The 24086-nt window shown below is 66.5% G+C and carries 23 protein-coding genes; 12 read left to right on the top strand and 11 right to left on the bottom strand.

Features of this window, described 5'->3' with window-relative positions; genetic code table 11:
* Window positions 1–73: 73 nt before the first annotated feature.
* From AC07YR_RS15715 to AC07YR_RS15700, 4 genes are all read right to left on the bottom strand, one after another.
* Complete coding sequence (locus AC07YR_RS15715; RefSeq protein WP_494734516.1) at window positions 74–1570, bottom strand: sodium/solute symporter; 1497 nt, start codon at window positions 1568–1570, stop codon at window positions 74–76.
* Window positions 1571–1577: 7 nt separating this feature from the next.
* The gene (locus AC07YR_RS15710; protein ID WP_055798567.1) at window positions 1578–1928 is read right to left on the bottom strand and encodes a DUF485 domain-containing protein; all 351 of its coding nucleotides are present in this window, start codon (window positions 1926–1928) and stop codon (window positions 1578–1580) included.
* Entirely contained in the window at window positions 1925–2644 is a 720-nt protein-coding gene (locus tag AC07YR_RS15705; RefSeq protein WP_055798566.1) for a LytR/AlgR family response regulator transcription factor, read from the bottom strand. The genes AC07YR_RS15710 and AC07YR_RS15705 overlap by 4 nt, the downstream gene beginning before the upstream one ends.
* A 66-nt stretch (window positions 2645–2710) precedes the next feature.
* Window positions 2711–3928, bottom strand: coding sequence for a sensor histidine kinase (locus tag AC07YR_RS15700; protein ID WP_494734515.1), 1218 nt, complete (start codon window positions 3926–3928; stop codon window positions 2711–2713).
* A gap of 226 nt (window positions 3929–4154) precedes the next feature.
* On the opposite strand from AC07YR_RS15700, the gene AC07YR_RS15695 reads away from it, so the two are divergent.
* The gene (locus tag AC07YR_RS15695) at window positions 4155–4535 is read left to right on the top strand and encodes a DUF485 domain-containing protein (protein ID WP_028272139.1); all 381 of its coding nucleotides are present in this window, start codon (window positions 4155–4157) and stop codon (window positions 4533–4535) included.
* Complete coding sequence (locus AC07YR_RS15690) at window positions 4532–6148, top strand: monocarboxylic acid transporter (RefSeq protein WP_494734514.1); 1617 nt, start codon at window positions 4532–4534, stop codon at window positions 6146–6148. The genes AC07YR_RS15695 and AC07YR_RS15690 overlap by 4 nt, the downstream gene beginning before the upstream one ends.
* A 77-nt stretch (window positions 6149–6225) precedes the next feature.
* Here AC07YR_RS15690 and AC07YR_RS15685 read toward each other — a convergent pair whose 3' ends face one another.
* Both AC07YR_RS15685 and AC07YR_RS15680 read right to left on the bottom strand, forming a co-directional pair.
* On the bottom strand, window positions 6226–7062 hold the full coding sequence (locus AC07YR_RS15685) for a hypothetical protein (protein WP_494734513.1): 837 nt from the start codon (window positions 7060–7062) through the stop codon (window positions 6226–6228).
* Between the two features lie 138 nt (window positions 7063–7200).
* Window positions 7201–7674, bottom strand: a complete 474-nt coding sequence (locus AC07YR_RS15680) for an Lrp/AsnC family transcriptional regulator (RefSeq protein WP_055798555.1) — start codon at window positions 7672–7674, stop codon at window positions 7201–7203.
* 196 nt (window positions 7675–7870) lie between these two features.
* Between AC07YR_RS15680 and pdhA the strand changes: the two genes are divergently transcribed.
* Genes pdhA through AC07YR_RS15665 form a run of 3 tightly spaced genes read left to right on the top strand, consistent with a single transcriptional unit; the run spans window position 7871 to window position 11447 of the window.
* Window positions 7871–9049, top strand: coding sequence for a pyruvate dehydrogenase (acetyl-transferring) E1 component subunit alpha (gene pdhA / locus AC07YR_RS15675; RefSeq protein ID WP_055798552.1), 1179 nt, complete (start codon window positions 7871–7873; stop codon window positions 9047–9049).
* The gene (locus AC07YR_RS15670) at window positions 9049–10059 is read left to right on the top strand and encodes an alpha-ketoacid dehydrogenase subunit beta (protein WP_055798549.1); all 1011 of its coding nucleotides are present in this window, start codon (window positions 9049–9051) and stop codon (window positions 10057–10059) included. Before pdhA ends, AC07YR_RS15670 begins: the two co-directional genes overlap by 1 nt.
* Entirely contained in the window at window positions 10056–11447 is a 1392-nt protein-coding gene (locus AC07YR_RS15665; RefSeq protein ID WP_494734512.1) for a dihydrolipoamide acetyltransferase family protein, read from the top strand. Before AC07YR_RS15670 ends, AC07YR_RS15665 begins: the two co-directional genes overlap by 4 nt.
* 73 nt (window positions 11448–11520) lie before the next feature.
* Here AC07YR_RS15665 and AC07YR_RS15660 read toward each other — a convergent pair whose 3' ends face one another.
* Window positions 11521–12189, bottom strand: coding sequence for an SACE_7040 family transcriptional regulator (locus AC07YR_RS15660; RefSeq protein WP_494734544.1), 669 nt, complete (start codon window positions 12187–12189; stop codon window positions 11521–11523).
* A gap of 155 nt (window positions 12190–12344) precedes the next feature.
* Here AC07YR_RS15660 and AC07YR_RS15655 point away from each other — a divergent pair, with 155 nt between their 5' ends.
* The 7 genes from AC07YR_RS15655 to AC07YR_RS15625 all read left to right on the top strand — a co-directional run bounded on the left by AC07YR_RS15655 (window position 12345) and on the right by AC07YR_RS15625 (window position 20434).
* Complete coding sequence (locus tag AC07YR_RS15655; protein WP_494734511.1) at window positions 12345–13952, top strand: carboxyl transferase domain-containing protein; 1608 nt, start codon at window positions 12345–12347, stop codon at window positions 13950–13952.
* Window positions 13953–13957: 5 nt separating this feature from the next.
* On the top strand, window positions 13958–16213 hold the full coding sequence (locus tag AC07YR_RS15650) for an ATP-binding protein (RefSeq protein ID WP_494734510.1): 2256 nt from the start codon (window positions 13958–13960) through the stop codon (window positions 16211–16213).
* 67 nt (window positions 16214–16280) lie between these two features.
* Complete coding sequence (locus AC07YR_RS15645) at window positions 16281–17444, top strand: acyl-CoA dehydrogenase family protein (RefSeq protein WP_494734509.1); 1164 nt, start codon at window positions 16281–16283, stop codon at window positions 17442–17444.
* Window positions 17445–17491: 47 nt separating this feature from the next.
* Window positions 17492–18292, top strand: a complete 801-nt coding sequence (locus AC07YR_RS15640; RefSeq protein WP_494734508.1) for a CoA transferase subunit A — start codon at window positions 17492–17494, stop codon at window positions 18290–18292.
* A 2-nt stretch (window positions 18293–18294) separates the two neighbouring features.
* Entirely contained in the window at window positions 18295–19062 is a 768-nt protein-coding gene (locus AC07YR_RS15635; protein ID WP_494734507.1) for a CoA transferase subunit B, read from the top strand.
* On the top strand, window positions 19059–19598 hold the full coding sequence (locus AC07YR_RS15630) for a MaoC family dehydratase (RefSeq protein ID WP_494734506.1): 540 nt from the start codon (window positions 19059–19061) through the stop codon (window positions 19596–19598). Before AC07YR_RS15635 ends, AC07YR_RS15630 begins: the two co-directional genes overlap by 4 nt.
* A gap of 2 nt (window positions 19599–19600) precedes the next feature.
* Window positions 19601–20434 (top strand): HpcH/HpaI aldolase/citrate lyase family protein, encoded by an 834-nt coding sequence (locus AC07YR_RS15625; RefSeq protein ID WP_055798523.1) that lies wholly within the window; start codon window positions 19601–19603, stop codon window positions 20432–20434.
* Between the two features lie 93 nt (window positions 20435–20527).
* On the opposite strand, the gene AC07YR_RS15620 is transcribed toward AC07YR_RS15625, so the two are convergent.
* From AC07YR_RS15620 to AC07YR_RS15605, 4 genes are all read right to left on the bottom strand, one after another.
* Window positions 20528–20920: a universal stress protein gene (locus AC07YR_RS15620; RefSeq protein ID WP_055798520.1), complete on the bottom strand. Its 393-nt coding sequence runs from the start codon at window positions 20918–20920 to the stop codon at window positions 20528–20530.
* Between the two features lie 72 nt (window positions 20921–20992).
* Window positions 20993–22531 (bottom strand): tripartite tricarboxylate transporter permease, encoded by a 1539-nt coding sequence (locus AC07YR_RS15615; protein WP_055798517.1) that lies wholly within the window; start codon window positions 22529–22531, stop codon window positions 20993–20995.
* Window positions 22531–23043, bottom strand: a complete 513-nt coding sequence (locus AC07YR_RS15610) for a tripartite tricarboxylate transporter TctB family protein (RefSeq protein ID WP_055798515.1) — start codon at window positions 23041–23043, stop codon at window positions 22531–22533. The genes AC07YR_RS15615 and AC07YR_RS15610 overlap by 1 nt, the downstream gene beginning before the upstream one ends.
* Window positions 23040–24047: a Bug family tripartite tricarboxylate transporter substrate binding protein gene (locus AC07YR_RS15605; protein WP_494734505.1), complete on the bottom strand. Its 1008-nt coding sequence runs from the start codon at window positions 24045–24047 to the stop codon at window positions 23040–23042. The genes AC07YR_RS15610 and AC07YR_RS15605 overlap by 4 nt, the downstream gene beginning before the upstream one ends.
* Window positions 24048–24086 lie beyond the last annotated feature (39 nt).

The following is a 24086-nucleotide window of genomic DNA, read 5'->3' as shown; positions in this document are numbered from 1 at the left end:
TTTGCGGCCGGTTTGTGACCGGCGGTCCGTGGCAGCCGTAGCCCTCCTGGCGGTCCTGTAGTCCTTTCGGTTTCTAGCGGTCGGAGGCTCCCTGCCGTTCAGTGGCCAGCGGGCGTTCCGGCGTGTGCAGCCTGGTCATCACCTTCGTGAGCGTCCTCGGCACGCGCCCCTTGGTGGCACGGGAGACAAGGACCATCACGGCGAACGCCGCCGGGACCGTCCAGGCTGCCGGCTGTGCAAGCCACTGCGGCATCGCGGCGCCGGACGCGGCCGGACCCGACAGGGCGCCCGCAACCAGGGCGCCGCCGCACAGGACGCCGCCAGTCACCATCCCGGCGATGGCTCCGGCGTCCGTGAGCCCGCGCCACCAGATCCCCAGCAGCAGGGCGGGGCAGATGGTTGAGGCCGTGAACGCGAACACGAGGCCCACGCTGCCCGCCAGGGCCAGGGAATCGGTCATAAACGCGAAGCCCAGCGGAACAGTCGCCGAAATCAGCGCGGCCAGGCGGAAGCCGCGGACGCTCCCGCCCAGGACGTCCTGGCTGATGACGCCTGCGAGCGAGACCACCAGCCCTGAGGTGGTGGACAGGAAGGCCGCGAACGCTCCCGCCACCACAAGTGCTGAGAGCATGTCCCCGGCCGGGCCGCCGATCAGCCGCCCGGGCAGGAGCAGGACCAGCGCATCGGACCGGCCGCCCAGGGCCAGGCCCGGGGCGAACATTCGCCCGAGCAGTCCGTAGGCGGTGGGAAAGAGATAGAACACGGAGAGCAGCCCCAGCACGATCAGGGTGGTGCGGCGGGCCGACTGCCCGTCAGGGTTGGTGTAGAACCGCACCAGGACGTGCGGCAGCCCCAGCGTGCCAAAGAGCAGCGCCACCAGCAGCGAGATGTTCTGGTAGGGCCCGGTGGGCGCCAGCCCGGTGGGGTTCGTGTTGGCTTCGGCCAGGGCCGGTGTCCCGTTGCCCGCCAGCACGAGGGCGATGAACACAATGGGCACCGCCAGGGCCGTGAGCTTCAGCCAGTACTGGAACGCCTGCACAAAAGTGATGGAGCGCATCCCGCCGGCCACCACCGTCAGGCACACCACTATGACTACCGCTACGGATCCCACCCAGGACGGAAGCCCGGTGGTGATGCGGATTGTCAGGGCTGCGCCGTGTAGTTGCGGCACGATGTACAGCCAGCCCACCACCACGACCACCAAGCTGGTGACCCGGCGGACTGCCCGTGAATCCAGCCGCACTTCGGTGAAATCCGGAATCGTGTAGGCCCCGGAGCGGCGGAGGGGAGCGGCAACAAAGAGCAGCAGCATCAGGTAACCCGCGGTGTAGCCGATGGGAAACCAGAGTGCGTCCGTGCCGGAGAGGAGGACCAGGCCGGCCACGCCCAGGAAACTCGCGGCAGAGAGGTATTCGCCGCCGATCGCCGAAGCATTCCACCATGGCCGGACCGTCCGCGATGCCACGTAGAAGTCGCCGGTGGTGCGTGAAATCCGCAATCCATAGAACCCGACGACGGCGGTGGCCACGGAAACGGCAACAAACGCCGCGATGCCGACCACCGGGTTCACTGCCGCGTCACCTGTCCTCCGCCAGGTCCCGGTATCGGGCCTCGTTGCGGGTTGCCGTCCGGATGAAAAGCCACGCGCTCAGCCCGATCACCGGATATATCCCGGCTCCGAGAAGGAGCCAGCCGAAGGGCAGGCCCGCGATCTTCGCTTCGGCAAGCCCGGGAACTAGTCCCAGCATGAGGGGAAACGCCAGCAGGATCAGTAGGAAGCCGGCGGCCACCACGAGGGACAGGCGCAGCTGGGAGCGGATCAGGGACCGGACGAACACCTGGCCCACATCGGATTCCTCGGCGGCCACACGCGAATCCATCACCGGCTTGGCCTCGGACCTGGGCGCCGTTACCTTGACGCGGGTCATGCCTGCGGCCGGATCCGGGTGGTTTCCAGTTTCTCCCGGACCGACGGCAGGTGGCGGCGGCTGATCGGCAGTTCGGCTCCTGCCACCGTGACTGTAGGCCGCGCTGCGGCAAGCTTCATGTGGCTTACGTGATTGAGCGCAATGAGGTAGGACCGGTGCGTGCGGAGGAAGCCGGCCTCTGCCCACTGCTGCTCCAGATCGGCCAGCGGGACGCGGATGAGATAGCTGGCTTCCGCCGTGTGCAGCCGGGCGTAGTCGCCCTGGGCCTGGACGTACGTGACGTCGTCGCGCCGGATCATCCGCGTGGTGCCGCCGAGGTCCACCGTGATCATCTCCGGCGGTGCTCCGCCGTCTTTCATGAGTTCGCTGATGCGGCCCACGGACCTTGCCAGGCGCTCGGCCCGTACGGGTTTCAGCAAGTAGTCGACGGCGGCGAGTTCGAAGGCTTCAAGCGCGCACTCCTCATCCGCCGTCACGAAGACGACGGCCGGGGGATTGCTGCTCCGGGAAATAGCGCGGGCAATGTCCAAGCCGGACAAGGCGGGCATGTGGATGTCCAAAAACACCGCGTCCACCGTCTCGGCGTCCAGGACCCGGAGTGCCTCGGCCCCGGACGATGCCCGGTGGATGGCTCCGATCCGGTCGTCCCGGCCCAGCAGGAATGCCAGTTCCTCGACGGCAGGCAGCTCGTCGTCGGCGACGAGGACGTTAATCATGGTTCTAGGTTAGCCCCGAGACGCCCATGCCCGCGTCAGGACCATGTTCGAAGGACACCAGCCCGCTCACGCGTCGTGGCTTGGCTGTGACTTGGGAACGCGCATGGTGATCAGTGTTCCCTCGCCGGGTGCCGTCTCGATGACCATGCCGTTGTCCTCGCCGTAGACCTGCCGGAGCCGGGCGTCCACGTTCCGCAGCCCCACATGGTCCCCGTCGCTGTGCCCGGCCAGCATGGACCGCAGCTGTTCGGGATCCATCCCCACGCCGTCGTCCTCGATGGTTACCTCCGCGAAGGCACCGGAATCGTTCGCAGCAATGGTGATGTGGCCCGGACCTTCCTTGGCCTCCAGGCCGTGCCGGACAGCGTTTTCGACCAGGGGCTGCAGGCTCAGGAACGGGATCACCGTGCTCAGCACCTCGGGTGCGATCCGCAGGCTCACCTGGACGCGGTCGCCGAACCGCGCGCGTTCCAGCAGCAGGTAACGGTCGATGCAGCGGAGCTCTTCGGCAAGGGTGGTGAAGTCCCCGTGGCGGCGAAAGGAGTAGCGGGTGAAGTCGGCAAATTCCACCACCAGTTCCCTGGCCCGGACGGGGTCGGTGTTGATGAACGACGCGATGGCGTTGAGGGAGTTGTAGATAAAGTGCGGGCTGATCTGGGCGCGGAGGGCGCGGACCTCGGCCTCCATCAGGAGGGTGCGTGAGGCGTCGAGCTCGGCGAGTTCGACCTGGGCCGCCACCCAGTCAGCCACTTCGCCCGTGGCCCTGACCAGGCCGGCCCCCGCGGACGGCGCAAAGGCCGCCACAACGCCCACCACGCGCGCGCCGGCCTTGATCGGGGCAATGACCACGGCACGTTCGATGTCGGGCGTGATCGGGCCGGAGGCGGTGTCGCCGGCGAGCATCTGCAGCTCGCCTGCCGGGATCACGGCCGTGTGGCCGCCGTCGAGCACCTTGGCGGCGAGTCCCATCAGGGATGGTTTCAGCTCTTCGGCGGCGCCGTCCCAGGCGAGCACCCCCGAGGTGTCGGTGATGGCCAGGGCGTCGCAGCCCAGGATGGTGCGAAGCTGCCGGCTCGCTTTCGCCGCGCCTGCAGGGTTCAGCCCCGTACGCAGGTGCTGGCCGGCCCGGGAAGCCGCGTGCAGGGTCTTGTAGGTGGCCCGTTCCGCGTCCGTGCCGAGCTCACGGAAGGACCGCAGGACTTTGAGGCCCACGCCGACGACGACGGCGATCGCCATGGCGATCACGGCGATCGCGGCGGCGGTGAACAACGGGGAGTCCGGCATGGGCCCAGCGTATCGCGGCACTCGCCGGGCCGCTGCCCGGAGCCCTTCGGACCCTGCTTGAGGCACCGTTGAGCGCAGCATCAGGACCGCTGAGCGACGGCCCTGCGGGCTTCTCTGGAATGTAAGCACCATCACGGGGCACAGTGATTGCAGTCACATTGGCTGGGACTGTCTGTGGGAGGCAGGGGCAGCAGGTGTGGACGGCAAGTCTCAATGAGGAGGAATGATGGGTAACGATGCCCCAACTCCGGACGCAGCGGCGTCCGTGGACTTCAAGCAAGTCCAGTCGACCAAGCAGTTCCAGGAACTGCGCAAGCGTCACCGCAGCTTTGTCTTTCCGATGGCCGTTGCGTTCCTGCTCTGGTATTTCGCATACGTCCTCCTGGCCGACTACGCGGTCGGCTTCATGTCCACGAAAGTCTGGGGCAACATCAACATCGGGCTGATCCTGGGCCTGCTGCAGTTCGTTTCCACGTTCGCCATCACCGGCTGGTACGTGAGCTACTCCAACCGGCGGCTCGATCCCATTGCGGCCGAAATCCGCCATGAAATCGAAGGCCACGAGTTCGACAAGGAAGGCAACAAAATCAGCGGGGTAACGAAATGACGCTTATGGTTCCCGCAGTAAACGTTGCGGATCTCAAGGACACCACCCTGCTGAACATGGGCATCTTCGGCCTGTTCGTGGCCATAACCATGGTCATCGTGATCAAGGCCAGCCGCAACAACAAGACGGCGGCAGACTACTACGCCGCCGGACGCTCCTTCACTGGGCCGCAGAACGGCACCGCCATCGCCGGCGACTACCTCTCGGCGGCCTCGTTTCTGGGGATCACCGGCGCCATCGCCATCAACGGCTACGACGGCTTTATGTACTCCATCGGCTTCCTGGTCGCCTGGCTGGTCGCCCTGCTCCTCGTCGCCGAACTGCTCCGCAACACCGGCAAGTTCACCATGGCCGATGTGCTCTCCTTCCGGCTCAAGCAGCGCCCGGTGCGCATCGCGGCAGCCATCTCCACCCTTGCGGTCTGCTTCTTCTACCTGCTGGCGCAGATGGCCGGAGCCGGCAGCCTGATCTCCTTGCTCCTCGGCATCAGCGACTGGGGCGGACAGGCCCTGGTGATCATCGTCGTCGGCGCCCTGATGATCATGTACGTACTGATCGGCGGCATGAAGGGCACCACCTGGGTGCAGATCATCAAGGCCATGCTGCTGATTGCCGGCGCCGCCGTGATGACCTTCTGGGTCCTCGCCATCTACGGCTTCAACCTCTCCGACCTGCTGGGCGGGGCGGTGGAAACCTCAGGCAACCCGAACATGCTCAACCCGGGCCTGCAGTATGGCAAGACCGAGACCTCCAAGCTTGACTTCATGTCCCTGGGCCTGGCGCTCGTGCTCGGCACCGCGGCCCTGCCCCACGTGCTGATGCGCTTCTACACGGTTCCCACCGCCAAGGAAGCCCGCAAGTCCGTGGTCTGGTCCATCTGGCTGATCGGCCTGTTCTACCTGTTCACCCTGGTCCTGGGGTACGGCGCCGCGGCACTGGTCGGCGCGGACACCATCAAGGGTGCCCCGGGCGGCGTAAACTCGGCCGCACCGCTGCTGGCGTTCCACCTCGGCGGGCCGCTGCTGCTCGGCTTCATCTCCGCGGTGGCCTTCGCCACCATCCTGGCCGTCGTCGCCGGACTTACCATCACCGCGGCGGCATCGTTCGCCCACGACATCTACGCCAGCGTTATCGCCAAGGGGAAGGCCGACGCCGACACCGAGGTCAAGGTGGCGCGGCGCACCGTGGTGGTCATCGGGCTTCTGGCTATTGCCGGCGGCATCTTCGCCAACGGCCAGAACGTGGCATTCCTTGTCGCGCTCGCCTTCGCGGTAGCCGCATCGGCCAACCTGCCCACCATCGTGTACTCGCTGTTCTGGCGTAAGTTCACCACCCAGGGCGCAATCTGGAGCATGTACGGCGGGCTGGGCTCGGCGATCATCCTGATTGCCCTGTCGCCGGTGGTCTCGGGTGCCAAGACGTCCATGATCCCGGGTGCCAACTTCGCGATCTTCCCGCTGAGCAACCCCGGCATCGTCTCCATCCCGCTCGCGTTCTTCCTGGGCTGGCTCGGTTCGGTGCTGGACAAGAAGCTGGAAGACACCACCAAGCAGGCCGAAATGGAAGTACGTTCCCTGACCGGCGTAGGCGCCGAGAAGGCCGTGGACCACTAGTCCCTGCCGGTTGACACGAAAAACAGGAGCTCCCGCCAAAACTGAGGGAGCTCCTGTTTTGTGTTTGAACCTTGGGATCAGGCCTTGGGCCGGAGCTTGATGTTGATCATCTTCATGTCCTTGTTGCCGTCGAAGCGGTAGGCCAGGTCCACTTCCTTGCCGTCGCAGCTAATGACCCCTGCGACGTCGGCAGCGTTATTGCCGTTTTCCGTGCTGACCTTGAGGTCGTTGTAGCTCGGTTTGCATGTACCGTCCAGCTTGAGGCTTTGGACGCCGGCGGCGAATTCTTCCTTCGAGAGCTTGTCCTGAAGGGCGGGGTCGAGGAAGTCGTCGTAGGCGGCGTCGGTGTCCCCGGCGATAACGAGCTTTGTAAAATCGTCCGCCAGCCCTTTGGCTTTCGCGGTGGAGCCACCCACGAGGTTAAGCAGCAGCGCCACTCCCACGACGGCGAGGAGCACGACTCCGCCCACGATGCCCAGGATGATCCACAGTTTCCTGCGGTTCCTGGCCGGCGGCTGCTGGCCCGGAGCGCCGTAAGGCCCGGGGACGGCAGGAGCGCCGTACGGGGAGCCTTCGTACTGCGGATGGCCGCCCTGCGGGGTTCCGTATTGCGGCTGCCCGGCAAGGGGATCCGTGGACGGCGGCGGTCCGTACTGCGGCTGCCCGTGCTGCGGCTGCCCGTAGTCGGGGGTTCCGTAGCGCGGAGTCCCGTAACGAGGAGCGGGCGGCTGCTGGCCGGAGGGTTCATACGGCGGAAGGGGCGGCTGCCCGGGGACTTCCGGTTGAGGGCCGCCTGGCTGAGGGGTGCCTTGTTGGGGTTCGGCGCGCGGCGGGACGGGAGGTGGCTGCTGCCGCCGACGGCCCACGCCGGGGCCCGGTTCGGCAGGCTGGTACGGTTCCTGAGGATTGCTCAAGATCAAGCCTTTCCGGCAGCCGGCCTGGCCACTGCCTGGTTGCACGGACCGTTCACGGCCGCGATTCATTCAACTGCACCCAGCCTATAACCCCGCGCCCTTAGCCCGGGCGCGTCACCGGCCCCGGGGCGCCTCACCTCACCCTTCGGCGTGGCCCCGCTCGAGCAGCGGCTGGACCCGGAAGGGGATCAGCTCTCCCATGGCGAGGGCGGTGTCCGTCCGGTCCACTCCTTCACAGGCCAGGATCTTGCCGTTGATCCGGAAGAGGTCCTCGGCGTCCAGTGCCACCACCCGCAGCAGGAGGTCGGCGGAACCTGTCAGCCCGTAGCCTTCCAGGATTTCCGGGATGCCGGCGAGGTCCACCGCCAACTGGCCCAGCTTCTGCTGCTGTACATGGACGGAGATGAACGCCATCAGCGGGTATCCCAGCGCCGCAGGATTGATGCGCCGTTCGAAGGACAGGAAGACGTGCTTCTTCTCCAGCTGGGCCAGCCGGGCCTGCACGGTGTTGCGCGAGAGCCCAAGCTTCTGCGCCAGGGCCACCACCGTCCGCTTCGGGTCCTTGGCGAGGGCGGAAAGGAGCCGGGTGTCGGTGCCATCCAAAGCTTGCATAATGCGCAAGATTAGCACGACAGATGCCACCGGGGCAGTGCATTCTGCTCAGTTTTATCCATGGTGGTTGTACCCAATGAGCATTGTGAGTATCGTCACAATTATCCGGGGCAACGGCGCCCGGGCGGCTGGCGTGCACGGGGATCACGAGTTCCCTGAGCGCCGGTGACACGACGTATGAAGGTTGCGTGCAACTGTGTTTACAGACGAGTTGGGTCAGGGCGGCAACGCCGCCGGTGGCCCGGACAACAGTGCAGGACATCACAGCGGGACGGGCGAGAGCCTGGTCCAACTCATCACTCCGGGGGGTGAACGCGTCAGTCATCCGCAGTACGACGCCTGGGTCCGGGAGGTCACTGATGAGCAGCTAGGTTCCCTTTATGAGGACATGGTGGTCATCCGGCGGATCGATACCGAAGCCACCGCCCTCCAGCGCCAGGGGGAGCTCGGCCTGTGGCCGCCGCTCCTGGGGCAGGAGGCCTCCCAGGTTGGCTCCGCGAGGGCGCTCCGCGACGATGACTTCGTGTTTTCCAGTTACCGCGAGAACGGTGTTGCTTACTGCCGCGGCGTGGACCTGGCCGACATCCTCAAGGTGTGGCGGGGCAATGCGTCGTCGGGCTGGGATCCGTACACCGTCAACATGGCCACTCCGCAGATCATCATCGGAGCCCAGACCCTTCATGCCACCGGCTACGCCATGGGCATCCAAAATGATGGCGCAGACTCCGTGGCCGTCACGTACTTCGGCGACGGCGCCACCAGCGAGGGGGACGTCAACGAGGCCATGGTCTTCGCCGCCAGCTTCCAGTCCCCGGTGATCTTCTTTTGCCAGAACAACCACTGGGCCATCTCCGAGCCGGTCCGCCTGCAGTCCCACATCAGGATCGCCGACCGTGCGGCAGGGTTCGGGATTCCGAGCGTCCAGGTTGATGGCAACGACGTGCTTGCGGTGATGGCGGCCACCCGCGAGGCAATCGAACGGGCCCGCCACGGCGGCGGCCCGACGTTCATCGAAGCGGTCACATACCGGATGGGTCCGCACACGACTGCCGACGATCCCACGCGGTACCGGGATGCCAACGAACTGGAAGACTGGGCGGCCAAGGACCCGATTGCCCGGGTCAAGGGCCTGCTGGAACGCAAGGGACTCCTCACGGAGCAGCTCGAGGCCCAGGTGGCTGCCAAGGCCGACGCCGTTGCCCGGGAGCTGCGGGCCGGTTGCATCAACATGCCGGATCCGCAGCCGCTGGACATCTTCAAGCACGTCTACAGCACCCCCAACTCCTGGCTGGACCGCCAGGAGGACCACTACTCCCGTTACCTGGCTTCCTTCGGCGATCCCGCGGGTGCCAACTCTGAAGAAGGTGCTCGCTGATGACCCAGATGACCTTTGCCCGGGCAATTAACTCCGGCCTCCGAAAGTCCCTCGAAAACGACCCCAAGGTCATCCTGATGGGCGAGGACATCGGCACCCTCGGCGGCGTCTTCCGCGTGACCGACGGTTTGCAGAAGGACTTCGGCAAGCACCGCGTGGTGGACACCCCGCTCGCCGAATCTGCCATCATGGGCACCGCCGTCGGCCTCGCCTACCGCGGCTACCGGCCAGTGGTGGAGATCCAGTTCGACGGGTTCATCTATCCGGCGTTCGACCAGATCGTGTCCCAAGTGGCCAAGATCCACTACCGCACGCAGGGCGACGTCAAGATGCCCATCACCGTGCGCGTTCCCTTTGGCGGCGGCATCGGATCCCCGGAACACCACTCCGAGTCGCCCGAGGCGTACTTCACCCACACGTCCGGCCTCCGCGTGGTCAGCGTTTCCAACCCGCAGGACGCACACACCATGATCCAGCAGGCCATTGCCTGCGACGATCCCGTGCTGTTCTTCGAGCCGAAGCGCCGCTATCACGACAAGGGCGAAGTCGATGAGTCGATCGATCCCGCCACTGCGCTGTCCATGGAGAAGGCCCGGGTGGTCGCCGAAGGCAAGGACGTCACGCTCGTCGCCTACGGTCCGCTGGTCAAGACTGCGAAGGACGCCGCCCTGGCCGCAGCGGACGAAGGCGTTTCGATTGAGGTCATCGACCTGCGCTCGCTGGCGCCGGTGGACTTCGCCACGCTGGAGGCCTCGGTGCGCAAGACGGGACGGCTCGTGATTACGCACGAGGCCGGGCAGTCCGGCGGGCTCGGTGCCGAAGTGGCCGCGAGCATCACCGAACGCTGCTTCTACCACCTCGAAGCCGCCCCGGTCCGGGTCACCGGCTTCGACGTCCCGTACCCGTATTCGAAACTTGAAATGCATCATCTTCCGGGTCTGGACAGAATCCTTGACGGTGTGGACCGTGCCCTGGGCCGTCCCAACTCCCTCAGCGGGCTGGAAGGATGAGCGCCGCCATGATCAAGGAATTCAGGCTCCCGGACCTCGGCGAGGGGCTGACGGAATCGGAAATCCTCAGCTGGAAAGTGGCTGTGGGCGATACCGTGGCGTTGAACCAGGTCATTGCTGAAGTGGAAACGGCCAAGGCCGTCGTCGAACTGCCGTCGCCGTTCGCCGGTGTGATCACCGCCCTCCACGAGCAGCCGGGAACCGTGGTGGAAGTAGGTAAGCCGATCGTTTCCTTCGAGGTTGAAGGTGACGACGGCGGGCCGTCCACCGGCGGCCCGGCTCCGGCCGGTCCCGGCAAGCGGGAACCCAACCTCGTTGGGTACGGCGCCGTCGTCGAAAGTTCCGGCCGTCCGGCACGGCGCGCACGTGCGTTCGCTGCGCCGGTGGCTGAACCGGTCGAAACCCGGGCTACGGCTGCGCCGGTGGTTGAGCCGGTCGAAACCCGGGCTACGGCTGCGCCGGTGGTTGAGCCGGTAGAAACCCGGGCCACGGCCGAACGTCCGCGGTCCACGCCGCCGGTTCGGAAGCTGGCGAAGGATCTTGGCGTTGAGCTCACGGCAGTGAGCGGCACCGGCGCGGGCGGGCTGATCACACGCGACGACGTGCGGAACTTCGTTGGCGGGGGAGACCTCCCCGCGGCTGCGCGGGCTCTGGCCGGAGCGGGTGAGGAAACCCGGACCGCGGGGGAGCGCGAAACGCGGACCCCGATCAAGGGGGTCCGCAAGCTGACGGCCGCGGCGATGGTGTCGAGTGCGTTCACGGCACCGCACGCCACGGAATTCCTGACTGTTGACGTCACACCCACCATGGAATTGCTGGCGCGGCTCAAGGCAAGCCGGGCTTTTGAGGGCTTCAAGCTGACACCGCTGACGCTCGTGGCCAAGGCATTGCTGATTGCCCTTCGCCGCCAGCCGTCGCTGAATTCGCGGTGGGACGAAGCGAACCAGGAGATCGTGCAGTTCAACTACGTGAACCTTGGCATCGCCGCGGCCACTCCCAGGGGACTGACCGTGCCGAACATCAAGGACGCCGACCGGCTGTCCCTGACTGAGCTGTCCACGGCGCTCACGGCGCTGACCGAGACCGCCCGCGCGGGCAAGACCAGCCCGGCCGAGCTCTCCGGCGGCACCATCTCCATCACGAACATCGGAGTTTTCGGCATCGATGCCGGCACGCCGATCCTCAACCCGGGCGAAGCGGCCATCCTCGCCATGGGCGCCGTGCGGAAGATGCCCTGGGAGTACCAGGATGAAGTGGCCCTCCGCCAGGTCATGACCCTGAGCCTGTCCTTCGACCACAGGCTGGTCGACGGCGAACAGGGGTCACGCTTCCTGGCGGACATCGGGGCGATCCTCGCGGACCCGGGCATGGTCCTGGCAATGGTTTAGCCAATCCACAAAAACTGCCGGCCGCGTCTTCCGAAAGGAAGCGGCGGCCGGCAGCTTTGATTTTCAGGCAGCGTCAGCTGAGCGGCTGAGGCGTCGCCGCCACCAGCAGGGCCGCGAGGGCCATGCTTTCCAGCAGGGGGCGGGCCGACTTGACCGCGACCCGCCGGCCGTGGCTGCGGACCGAATGCGGCGTCGAGTTGATGAGGCCGAAAGCCGCGTGCGCGCGCATCCGGAGTTCGGCGGTATCTGTGCCCGTGTGCAATGCCTGCAGCACCTCAACCCAGAGCTCCACGTAGTTGCGCTGCAGGGTGCGGACCTCGGCCTGGTCGTCGTCGGAGAGATTGCTGAAGTCGCGGTCCTGGACCCGGATGACGTCGGGATTGCTCAGGGCGAAGTCCACGTGGAATTGAACCAGGCGGGCCAGGGCCGCGGCGGGATCACCGGCATCTGCAACCACCCGGCGGCCGCCGTCCAGCAGTTCCTGGCTCACGCTGAGCAGCAGTGCCCCCAGGACCGCCTGCTTGCCCGCGAAATGGCGGTAGACGGCGGGACCGCTGACGCCTGCCGCGGCGCCCAGGTCCTCCAGCGAAACGCGGTTGAAGCCGTCTACGGCAAAAAGGGTGGCGGCGGAGGACAGCAGCGCCTGCCGCCGGCTTTCCTTGGCCTGGCTGCGCTGGGTTGTCTGGTTGCGTTGGGTCGCCTGGACCCGCTCGCCCGCCGGGCTGCCGGGACCGCGCTCGATGATCGGCACATTTCCTCCTTGGAACTGCAAATCCTAGCAATGCCGGCGAGTGTTGGACATCACAGTTAATAGAGACTAACCTAAATCTCAGTTATGCGGTACTAACCGAATCGCTCAGGACGGCCTTGTCGGCCGTCCCGGAACGGAAGCAGTCAATGGAGACAATCCCCAGCCTGGTGGACACCGGGAGCGCCGCCTACGCCGCGAACCGCGAGGCCCAGCTGGGGCTGGCCCGCGAGCTGAAGGAACGCCTCGCCACAGCAGCGCTCGGCGGTCCGGAGAAGTCCAGGGAACGCCATGTGGCCCGCGGCAAGCTGCTGCCCCGCGAACGCATCGACCAGCTGCTCGACGACGGCAGCCCCTTCCTTGAGATCGCGCCTCTCGCGGCGAACGGCATGTACAACGACGACTCGCCGGGGGCCGGTGTCATTGCGGGGATCGGACTTGTGCACGGCCGGCAGGTGCTGGTCATCTCCAACGACGCCACGGTCAAAGGCGGCACCTACTATCCGATGACCGTGAAGAAGCACCTCCGGGCGCAGGAAATCGCGCTGGAGAACCGGCTGCCCTGCATCTACCTCGTGGACTCGGGCGGAGCGTTCCTGCCCAAGCAGGATGAGGTCTTCCCGGACAAGGAGCACTTCGGCCGGATCTTCTTCAACCAGGCGAAGATGTCCGCGGCCAAAATCCCGCAGATCGCCTCCGTAATGGGCTCCTGCACGGCCGGCGGCGCCTACGTCCCGGCCATGAGCGACGAAACGGTAATTGTCCGCAACCAGGGCACCATTTTCCTGGGCGGCCCGCCGCTGGTGAAGGCAGCGATCGGCGAGATCGTCACGGCGGAGGAACTCGGCGGCGGCGACGTCCACTCAAAGATCTCCGGCGTCACCGACCATCTGGCCGAGAACGACGAGCACGCCCTCCAGATTGTCCGCGACATCGTCTCCACCCTGCCCCGGCCGGCCGCCCCCTCCTGGGACGTGGACACCGCCGTCGACCCCGTTGCTGACCCGACGGAGCTGTACGGCGCCGTTCCCACGGACGTCAACGCCCAGTACGACGTCCGCGAGGTCATTGCCCGGCTCGTGGACGGCAGCCGCTTCCACGAATTCAAGAAGAACTACGGCACCACCCTGGTCAGCGGTTTCGCCAAGCTGCACGGACACCCGGTGGGTGTCGTGGCCAACAACGGCGTGCTGTTCAGCGAGTCTTCGCTCAAGGGCGCTCACTTCATCGAGCTCTGCGACCAGCGCGGCATCCCGCTGATCTTCCTGCAGAACCTCTCCGGCTTCATGGTGGGCAAGGACTACGAGCAGGGCGGCATCGCCAAGAACGGCGCCAAGATGGTCACCGCTGTCGCCACTGCACGCGTGCCCAAGCTGACAGTGGTGATCGGCGGCTCCTTCGGCGCCGGCAACTACTCCATGTGCGGACGCGCCTACTCGCCGCGCTTCTTGTGGATGTGGCCCGCCAGCCGCATCTCCGTGATGGGCGGCAACCAGGCCTCCAGCGTGCTCGCCACAGTCAAACGTGACCAGTATGAGGCCCGCGGCGAGGAATGGTCAGCCGAGGACGAGGAAGCCTTCAAGGCCCCGATCAAGCAGCAGTACGAGGACCAGGGCAGCCCCTACTATTCCACCGCGCGCCTCTGGGATGACGGCGTAATCGACCCCGCGGACACCCGCACCGTCCTGGGACTGGCGCTTGACGTCGTCTCCCGCACCCCGCTGCCGGAGAGCTCCTTCGGCCTTTTCCGGATGTGACAGCCATGACTACTTCTGCAACTCCCCGGCAGCCGGCGCCCGCCGCGAAGCCGCTCTTCGGCACCGTGCTCGTCGCCAACCGCGGCGAGATCGCCTGCCGCGTGATCCGCACCCTGCGCGCGCTCGGCATCCGTTCGGTGGCCGTCTACAGCGACGCCGACGCCGGTGCCCGCCACGTGCGCGAAGCCGACGTCGCCGTGCGGATCGGCCCTGCCGCGGCAGCCGAGAGCTACCTGAAGATTGACGCGATCATCCAGGCGTGCCGCGAGACGGGCGCCGAAGCCGTGCACCCGGGCTACGGCTTCCTCAGCGAGAACGTCGACTTTGCCCGTGCCTTGGAAAAGGCGGGCATTACCTTCATCGGCCCCGGCGTTGAATCCCTCAACGTCATGGGCGACAAGATCCGGTCGAAGAACCACGTCGCCGGCTACAGCGTGCCCGTGGTTCCGGGCATTGCCGAACCCGGCATGACGGACGCGCAGTTGATCGAGGCCGCGGCCGGCGTCGGTTTTCCGCTGCTGATCAAGCCCTCCGCCGGGGGCGGCGGCAAGGGCATGCACATCGTCGAACGCGCCGAGGACCTGGAAGCGACCCTGGCCACCGCCCGCCGGGTGGCGGCGAGCGCCTTCGGCGACGACACCTTGTTCCTTGAGCGACTGGTGCTGACGCCCCGGCACATCGAGGTGCAGGTCCTCGCCGACAACCACGGGAACGTCATCCACCTCGGGGAGCGCGAGTGCTCCCTGCAGCGCCGCCACCAGAAGGTCATCGAGGAAGCCCCGTCCCCGCTGCTGGAGTCCCTCCCCGACGGGGCGGCTATCCGGGCCCGGATCGGCGAGGCTGCCTGCAACGCCGCGCGCAGCGTTAAGTACAGCGGCGCCGGCACTGTGGAATTCCTGGTTTCGGACAACGCCCCGGACGAGTTCTTCTTTATGGAGATGAACACCCGCCTGCAGGTCGAGCACCCGGTCACCGAGATGGTCACCGGCGTGGACCTCGTCGAATGGCAGGTCCGCATCGCCGCCGGCGAGGAACTCACGGTGACCCAGGCCGACGTCGTGCTTAACGGGCACTCCGTGGAGGCACGCGTCTACGCCGAAATCCCCGAGCGGAACTTCCTGCCGTCAACCGGGACAGTGCTCCAGTTCGACGAAGTTCCGGGCCCAAGGCAGCGTCCCGGCGCCCCCGCCCGCAACGAAGTCGAGACCGCAGGCGGCCGCGTGCGCGTCGATTCTGCTCTTGTTCAGGGCTTGGAGATCTCCTCCAGCTACGACCCCATGATTTCCAAGGTGATCGCCTGGGGCAACGACCGAACTGCCGCCCTGGACACCCTGGACGGGGCGCTCGCCGGGTACACCGCGCTCGGCATCGACACCAACGTCGAATACCTGCGCCTGCTCATCAACGACGCCGACGTCCGGGCCGGGCGCCTCGACACCGGGCTGATCGAGCGTAAGATGCCGGACTTCAGCTTCCGGCGCGTGGGCGACGCCGAACTTGTTGTCGCCGCCTTGTACGCCCTGGACCAAGCGGACGAACAGCTCCGGAGTGAACCTGTGGCTGGTCCGTGGCGGCGCCGCGACGGCTGGCGAATCGGTGCCGCGGCTCCGCGACGGATCAGCCTGGGAACCTCCGACGGCGGCGTCGCCACTGTGGAGGTGACCCGGCCGGCGGCGGGGGAAGCGGCCACTGTGCGCGTGAACGGAGGGCCGCAGCTCACGGCCCTCCTGCAATACTCTGGCCGTCAACTTCCGGTGCTCACCCTCGATGGCGAAGTCGGCAGGTATGAACTTGCACCCGTTCACACCGGCCCTCCCGCCCAGAGCTGGCTCGAGCCTGATCCCCGCGTCCTATCGGAACTCTTCCTCGGCAACGAGGGCTGGTCCTGCCGGCTCGAGGTGCTCACCCGCGAGGCCCGGCTGGTCCGGGTGCTGGCCGCGATCGAACGCGAGGAGGGCGCCGCCGACCCGGCGGTGCGCTCGCCGATGCCGGGCACAGTGGTATCGGTCTCCGTCAGCAACGGCGACACCGTGCAGGCCGGCCAGGTCCTGGTCTCGGTGGAGGCGATGAAGATGGAGCACCAGCTCGTGGCGCCGCTCGACGGCACAGTCCACATCAGCGTCAGGTCCGGAGACCTGGTCAAGGCAGACCAGGTCCTTGCCACGGTCCACCCCGCCACCGCGGCCGAACTGCCTACGGCGGAGAACGCAGCCGAGGACGCGGTGGAGGAATCCGTCATCGCCATGGGCGCCGCGGAATAGCACCCCCGCTTCAACGCCAAATACATCAAACAGACCCGATCCACAGTTCAGACAAGGAAGTCCCAACATGGCTGATTTTGAGCTCAGCGAGGAATACCAGGACCTCAGCAACACCGTCCGCGAATTCGCCGATGAAGTGGTGGCGCCGGTTTCCGCCAAACACGACGAGGAACACAGCTTCCCCTACGAAGTCGTGAAGCAGATGGCGGACATGGGGCTCTTCGGCCTCCCCTTCCCGGAAGAGTTCGGCGGCATGGGCGGTGACTACTTTGCCCTCGCACTGGCCCTGGAGCAGCTGGGGCGGGTGGACCAGTCCGTGGCCATCACGCTGGAAGCGGGAGTTTCACTGGGCGCCATGCCCGTGTACCGTTTCGGCACTGATGCCCAGAAGGAGGAATGGCTGCCGTCACTGGCGTCGGGCCAGGCGCTCGCCGGCTTCGGCCTGACGGAACCCGAAGCCGGCTCCGACGCGGGCGGAACCAAGACCACGGCCCGGCTCGAAGGCGGTGAGTGGATCATCAACGGCAACAAGGAGTTCATCACCAACTCCGGCACGGACATCACCAAGCTGGTCACCGTGACAGCTGTCACCGCGAAGCAGGAGCGCGGGGACGGCAGTATCAAGAAGGAAATCTCCACCATCCTGGTGCCCACCAGCACGCCCGGATTCAAAGCGGAGAAGGCGTACAACAAGGTGGGCTGGAACGCCTCCGATACCCACCCGCTGACGCTCAAGGACGTCCATGTGCCCGAGGCGAACCTCCTCGGCGAGCAGGGCCGCGGCTACGCCAACTTCCTGTCCATCCTGGACGAGGGCCGCATCGCCATCGCCGCCCTGGCCACGGGAGCAGCCCAGGGCTGCGTGGACCTGTCGGTGAAATACGCGAAGGAACGCAGCGCGTTCGGGCAGAACATCGGTAAGTACCAGGCCATCGCCTTCAAGATCGCCCGCATGGAAGCACGGGCCCACACGGCACGCCTGGCCTACTACGACGCCGCGGCAAGGATGCTTGCCGGGAAGCCGTTCAAGACGCAGGCGGCCATCGCTAAGATGGTCGCAGGCGAGGCAGCCATGGACAACGCGCGGGACGCCACCCAGGTGTTCGGCGGCTATGGCTTCATCAACGAATTCACCGTGGCGCGCCACTACCGCGACTCCAAGATCCTTGAGGTCGGCGAGGGCACCACGGAGGTCCAGCTGATGCTGATCGCCCGCGAACTCGGCCTTTAGCTTCCCGCCAGGGAGCAGCGCAGGGAGCAAACCAGGAAGGATCGACGATGATTGACAAGGTTGTTGCCAGTGCCGAGGCCGCGGTTGCCGATATCCCCGACGGCGCCTCGCTCGCCGTCGGCGGTTTTGGACTGTGCGGCATCCCGGTTGCCCTGATCGATGCCCTCCACCGGCACGGGACCACGGACCTGGAAACCGTCAGTAACAACTGCGGCGTCGACGACTGGGGGCTGGGCATCCTGCTGAAGGACGGCAGGATCCGCCGCACCGTCAGCTCCTATGTCGGGGAAAACAAGGAGTTCGCCCGCCAGTACCTCTCCGGCGAACTCGAGGTGGTGCTGACTCCGCAGGGAACGCTCGCGGAGAAACTGCGTGCCGGCGGCGCCGGCATCCCGGCGTTCTACACGCCGGCCGGCGTCGGAACCCAGGTGTCCGACGGCGGCCTGCCGCAGAAGTACGACGCCGACGGAAGCATCGCGATCGCCTCCGCGCCCAAGGAAGTCCGCACCTTCAACGGCGCCGACTATGTGCTGGAGGAGTCGCTCACCCCGGATTTCGGACTCGTCCACGCCTGGAAGGGCGACCGGCACGGAAACCTCGTATTCCACGCCACGGCCATGAACTTCAACCCGCTGTGCGCCATGGCCGGGCGGATCACCATCGCCGAAGTTGAGGAACTGGTGGAGCCGGGTGACCTGGATCCGGAGCATGTCCACGTTCCCGGCATCTTCGTCCAGCGGGTTGTCCTTGCACCGCAGGGCGAGAAGCGCATCGAAAAGCGGACCGTCGCAGTGTCCGCCGGCGCCCCCGGCGCACCAAAACAGGCAGCAGAGCAGGCAGGAGCATAGCCGTGGAATCGATCAACACGCCGGGCGCCCCGCCCCGCCCCGAAGCCGTCCGCCACGAATACCGGCCGCCCGCCGTCGGACATCCCGAGGGCACCAGCCCCGAAACGAAAGGCTGGACCCGCAACGAGCTCGCCGCCCGGGTGGCCCGCGAACTGCACAACGGGCAGTACGTCAATCTCGGCATCGGGATGCCCACGCTGATCCCCAACTACATTCCGGCGGGCATCGAAGTGGTCCTGCATTCGGAAAACGGCATTCTGGGCGTGGGGCCGTACCCCGCGGAGGACCAGGTGGACCCGGACCTGATCAACGCGGGCAAGGAAACCGTCACCGTGAACAAGGGGGCCGCCTTCTTCGACTCCGCAGCCTCCTTCGGCATGATCCGCGGCGGCCACGTGGATGTGGCCGTGCTCGGTGCCATGGAAGTGGCGCAGAACGGCGACCTGGCCAACTGGATGATTCCAGGCAAGATGGTCAAGGGCATGGGCGGCGCCATGGACCTGGTGTTCGGGGCCAAGAGGGTGATCGTGATGATGGAGCATGTGGACCGCAGCGGCAAGCCCAAGATCGTCCAGCAGTGCACCCTGCCGCTGACCGGCAAGGGGTGCGTGGACCGGATCATCACCGACCTCGCCGTGATCGACGTCGTCACCGAAGGCGGCTCCTCCCGCCTTGTGCTGCGGGAACTGGCCCCCAACGTGACGGCTGAGGAAGTCGCCGCGGCCACGGGGGCGGAACTCTTCGAAGAGGACCAGGAACTGACCGTATGACCAGTGCTGACGAGGTTTCGACGGGCTCAACTCCCGCCAGCCCACGCGTCGTCGAACAGCGGGGCCTCTACTTCGAGGAGCTGGAGGAAGGAGTGGTCTACGCCCACCGCCCGGGCCGGACGGTGACCGAGACGGACAACGTCATCTTCACCACCATGACCATGAACACCCAGGCCCTGCACCTTGACGCCGCCTGGAGCGCCGGGCAGCCGTTCGGGCAGCGGCTGATGAACTCGATGTTTACCCTTGCCACCGTGGTGGGGCAGTCCGTCCCGCAACTGACCCAGGGAACCATCATTGCGCAGCTGGGACTGACCGACGTCTCGTTCCCGCACCCGCTCTACCACGGCGACACCCTGTACACGGAGACGGTCATCACCGGCAAGCGCCTGTCCTCGTCGCGTCCGGGGCAGGGAATCGTGACCATGCAGCACACCGGCCGGAACCAGGACGGCGTGGTGGTGGCGCTGGCCTCGCGCAGCTGCCTGATGTGGACGCGCGAGGCGCATGAAGCCGCCGAAAAGAGGACAATCTAAGCATGACTTTCCTGATGGGTCCCGCCCTGCTCTTCTGCCCTGCCGACCGTCCCGAGCGCTACCAAAAGGCCGCAGAGCGTTCCGACGCCGTGATCGTGGACCTGGAAGACGCCGTCGCACCTGCCGACAAGCAGCGCGCCCGCGGCGCCATCCTCGCCCAGCTCGGCGCTACCGGCGACGTTCCGGAGCTGGATCCCAGCCGGACGATCATCCGGATCAACCCGGCCGGCACGGAGGAGTTCGAGAAGGACCTGCACTGCCTCAAGCACACCCCGTACCGGCATGTGATGCTCGCCAAGGCCGAAAACGCCGGCCAGCTCAAGGCGCTGGAGGGCTACAGCGTGATTGCGCTGTGCGAGACTGCCGCCGGAATTCTCAACGCCGCCGCCATCGCCGCTGAACCCAACGTGGTGGGCCTGATGTGGGGTGCCGAGGACCTGCTCGCATCGCTGGGCGGGACCTCCAGCAGGAACGACGACGGCGGGTACCGGGCAGTGGCGCTGCACGCCAGGTCCGCCGTGCTGCTCGCGGCGGGGGCCTTCGGCAAGGAGGCCATCGATGCGGTGTACGTCAACATTCCGGACCTTGACGGGCTGGCAGCCGAGTCCCGCGACGCCGTCGCCTCGGGATTCGGTTCCAAGGCCTGCATTCACCCCAGCCAGGTGGCCGTCGTCCGGGGAGCGTACGCACCCGCGGAGTCGGACGTTGCCGCGGCCAAAGAGCTCCTGAACGCTGCCGCGGCTGCCGGCACCGGCGTATTCCAGTTCAACGGAAAGATGATCGACGGCCCCATCCTGAAGCACGCGGAATCAACCCTGCGGCGGGCCGGCCGGTAGGAACGCCCTGCGAAGCGAAAGCCACAGGCCGGGAGTCGTTGGACTCCCGGCCTGTGGCTTTTCCCGGTGTGGCTTCCTGATCAGGCAGCAGTGCTAACCGGCCTTCACCGCCAGCACCGGGCAGTCCGCCTCGAGCAGTATCCGCTGGGACGTGCTGCCCAGGATCAGCTTGCCCACCGGGGTGCGGCGGCGCAGCCCGATCACAATCAGCTCGGCATTGTGCTCCTCCGCGGCGTCCAGTACCTCCGCGGCGGCATCATGGCCACGGACCGGCTGCTTGATCACGTGGTCAATGCCCTGCGTCGCGAGCCGGTCCTCGATGCTCTGGATCTCAGGTTCCTGTGCGTACCGGTTATCCACCAGCGCATCACCCTTGGAGGAGTTGATGACCAGCAGCCTGCTGTTGCTCTTCCGCGCCTCGGCGATGGCCTGGGCGAGCGCCGCTTCGCCCTCAGGTGTCGGGACGTATCCCACCACGATCGTCATGGTTGCTCCTTGTTCTGCTGAATGGTTTCTGCTGATTGCGGGTAGGGGGTCGGCAAAATGCCCGGCGGCTGTTCAGTCGCTGTAGTCGGCTGCGCCGGAATTGGCGGGAAGCAGCGAGCTGCGCCCCGGGCGGGCCTTGCGCCAGAGCCGCATCAGCAGCGGCCAGAGGAGGATGACCGCCACGATGACGTAGATCCCGACGGCGATCGGCTCGCTCCACAGCCCGGCCGGATTGCCGGCGCTGAGCTGGAGGGTCTTGCGGAGCTGCCCTTCGAGGCGCGGCCCCAGGATCACGCCCAGGATCAGCGGCAGCACGGGGAGTCCGAAGCGCCTCATCATGAAGCCCAGCGCACCAAGCACCAGCAGGATGACCAGGTCGAACGCCTGCAGGTTCACCGAGTAGGCGCCCAGCGTGGCGAAGAACAGGATCCCGGCGTAGAGGTACGGCCGCGGGAGCTGCAGGAGCTTCGCCCACAGCGGCGCCAGCGGAAGGTTGATGATCAGAAGCAGCAGGTTGCCGATGAAGAGGCTGGCAATCAGTGCCCAGACCAGCGGTCCCTGGCTCGCGAACAGCTGCGGACCGGGCTGGATACCGTAGGACGTGAATGCTGCCAGCATGACGGCGGCAGTCGCGTTGGTGGGCAGGCCCAGCGCCAGCATGGGGGTCAGCGTGCCTGCAGCCGCGGCGTTGTTGGCTGCTTCCGGCCCGGCAACACCTTCGATGGCGCCGTGGCCGAACTCCTCGGGGTGCTTGGAGAGCCTCTTCTCCGTGACGTAGGAGAGGAACGTGGGGATCTCGGCGCCACCCGCGGGGAGTGCCCCGAACGGGAAGCCGAATGCTGTACCGCGGAGCCAGGGCTTCCAGGACCGCTTCCAGTCCTGCTTGCCCATCCACGGGCGTCCCACCGGGATGACGTGCAGGGGAGTGCGGCGCAGGTGCGCGGCCACCCACAGGGCTTCTCCGACGGCGAAGATGGCCACGGCCACCACCACGATGTCCAGGCCGTCTGCCAAAAGCGGCATCCCGAAGGTAAGGCGTTGCTGGCCGGTGACCGAATCCATGCCCACCAGGCCGATCGCCAGGCCCAGGCCCAGGGCCGCGAATCCGCGCAACCGGGAGGAACCCAGCACGGCCGTGACGGCCAGCAGGGCGAGCACCATGATCGCGAAGTAGCTGGGTGAGCCCAGGCTGACGGCGAACTGGACCACGATCGGCGCGCAGACGGCGAGCAGCGTTGTACCGATGGTGCCGGCAACAAAGGAACCGATGGCGGCGGTAGCCAAAGCCTGGGCTGCCCTGCCGGCCTTTGCCATCTTGTTGCCTTCGATGGCGGTGACCACCGACGAAGACTCACCGGGAGTGTTGAGCAGGATGGAGGTGGTGGAACCGCCGTACATGCCGCCGTAGTAGATGCCGGCGAACATGATGAAGGCGCTGGTGGGCTCCAAGGCGTACGTGACCGGGAGCAGCAGGGCCACGGTCATCGCCGGGCCAAGGCCCGGGAGGACGCCGACGGCAGTGCCGAGGACCACGCCGATGACGGCGTAGAGGAAATTCATGGGGGTCAGCGCGGTGGCGAAACCATCCATGAGGGAGGAGAAGACGTCCATTAGAGAATCCCTTCCAGCAGGCCGGCGGGCAGTGCGATGCCGAGGCCCAGGAAAAAGCCGTAGAAGGTCAGGATGGACATGGCCAGAGAGATGAGGCCGTCACGGACGTAATGCCGTCCGCCGAGGGCCCACACGCTGCCCCAGAACAGCACGGTTCCGGAGATAACCCAGCCGGCCCAGTCGATCAGCAGGATGTTCGCGACGAAGGCGCCCACCAGGGGGAGTATCGTCTTCCAGTCCGCGGGGTGCGCCAGGTCAACGTCCTCGCCGCCTTCCGCCTCGCCCTTGCCGCCGCGCAGCACATTCACTGCAAGGAGTACGGCGCAGACGATGAGCAGGCCGGCCACGATGAAGGGGACCGTCTTGGGACCCACAGGGTCCGACTTGGAATAGGGCGTCGCCAGGCCGTTGGCGTCGAGGAAGACCATGACCCCGGCCGCCCCGAGCAGGAGGGCAACCCCCAGCTCGGAGCGGCCTTTGAGCCGTGAGGCCACCGTTGGTGAAGAGCTCACGCCAGGCCAAGCTTCGTGAGGACGTCCGCCACCCGCTTGTCCTGCTCCGTCAGGAAGGTCTTGAATTCATCACCGGTGACAAAGGCGTCGGTCCAGCTGTGCGTCTTCAGCGTCTCCTTCCAGGCCTCGGTGCCGTGCATCTTCTCGAGGGCTGCGATGAGGGTTGCTTTGTCGGCGTCGCTGATTCCCGGAGGGGCAACGATGCCGCGCCAGTTGGTGAACACCAGGTCGATGTTGGATTCCTTCAGGGTGGGGGCATCAACGCCGTCCAGCCGCTCCGCGCCGCTGGTGGCCAGCACGCGGACTTCGCCCGATTCAATCTGCTTGAGGTACTCACCGGCGCCGGAGGCCGCAAAGCCGAGCTTGTTGCCGAGGATGGCCGGGAGAAGGTCTCCGCCGCCGTCGTAGGAAACAAAGTTGACCTTGGTCGCGTCGATTCCCACTGCTCCCGCGAGCTGCATCGGCAGCAGGTGGTCGGGGCCGCCGGGGGAGGAGCCGCCGCCGACGGCGATGGCGCCGGGATCGGCCTTCCATGCCTTCACGAGGTCGTCGATGGTCTTGTACGGCGAGTCCTTGCTGACCATGATGGCGCCGGGCTCTTCAATGAGCTTGGCCAGCGGAGTGGTGTCCGTCAGCTTGGATGCGGACTTGTTGGTGTAGCTGGCGCCCACCACACCCAGGCCCATCAGCATGGTGAGGTCGCCGTTGCCCTTTTCGTTGACCACGCGGGCCAGGCCCACGGTTCCGCCGGCGCCGGCGAGGTTGAAGACTTCGGTGTTGGTGGCGATCTTCTCGTCGTCGAGAACCTTCGCGGCAGCACGGGCGGTGGTGTCGTAGCCGCCGCCAGGCGTGTTGGGGACGAGGATCTGCAGCCCGGTGACGGGGCCGGCGGCAGCGCTGGAGCTGCCGCTCGTCGAACTCTTGCCGGTGGCACCGCAACCGGTGGCCATCAGGGCGATGCCGGCGGCGACGGCGGCAATGCGCAATGCGCGGATCTGGCGCATGGTGTTCCTCTTCTCAGTAAAGTTCTTGGTCAAGCTGGT

It is taken from the genome of Arthrobacter sp. GW460-12-1-14-TSB2, assembly GCF_059423525.1.
This window is presented reverse-complemented; position numbering and strand designations above follow the sequence as displayed.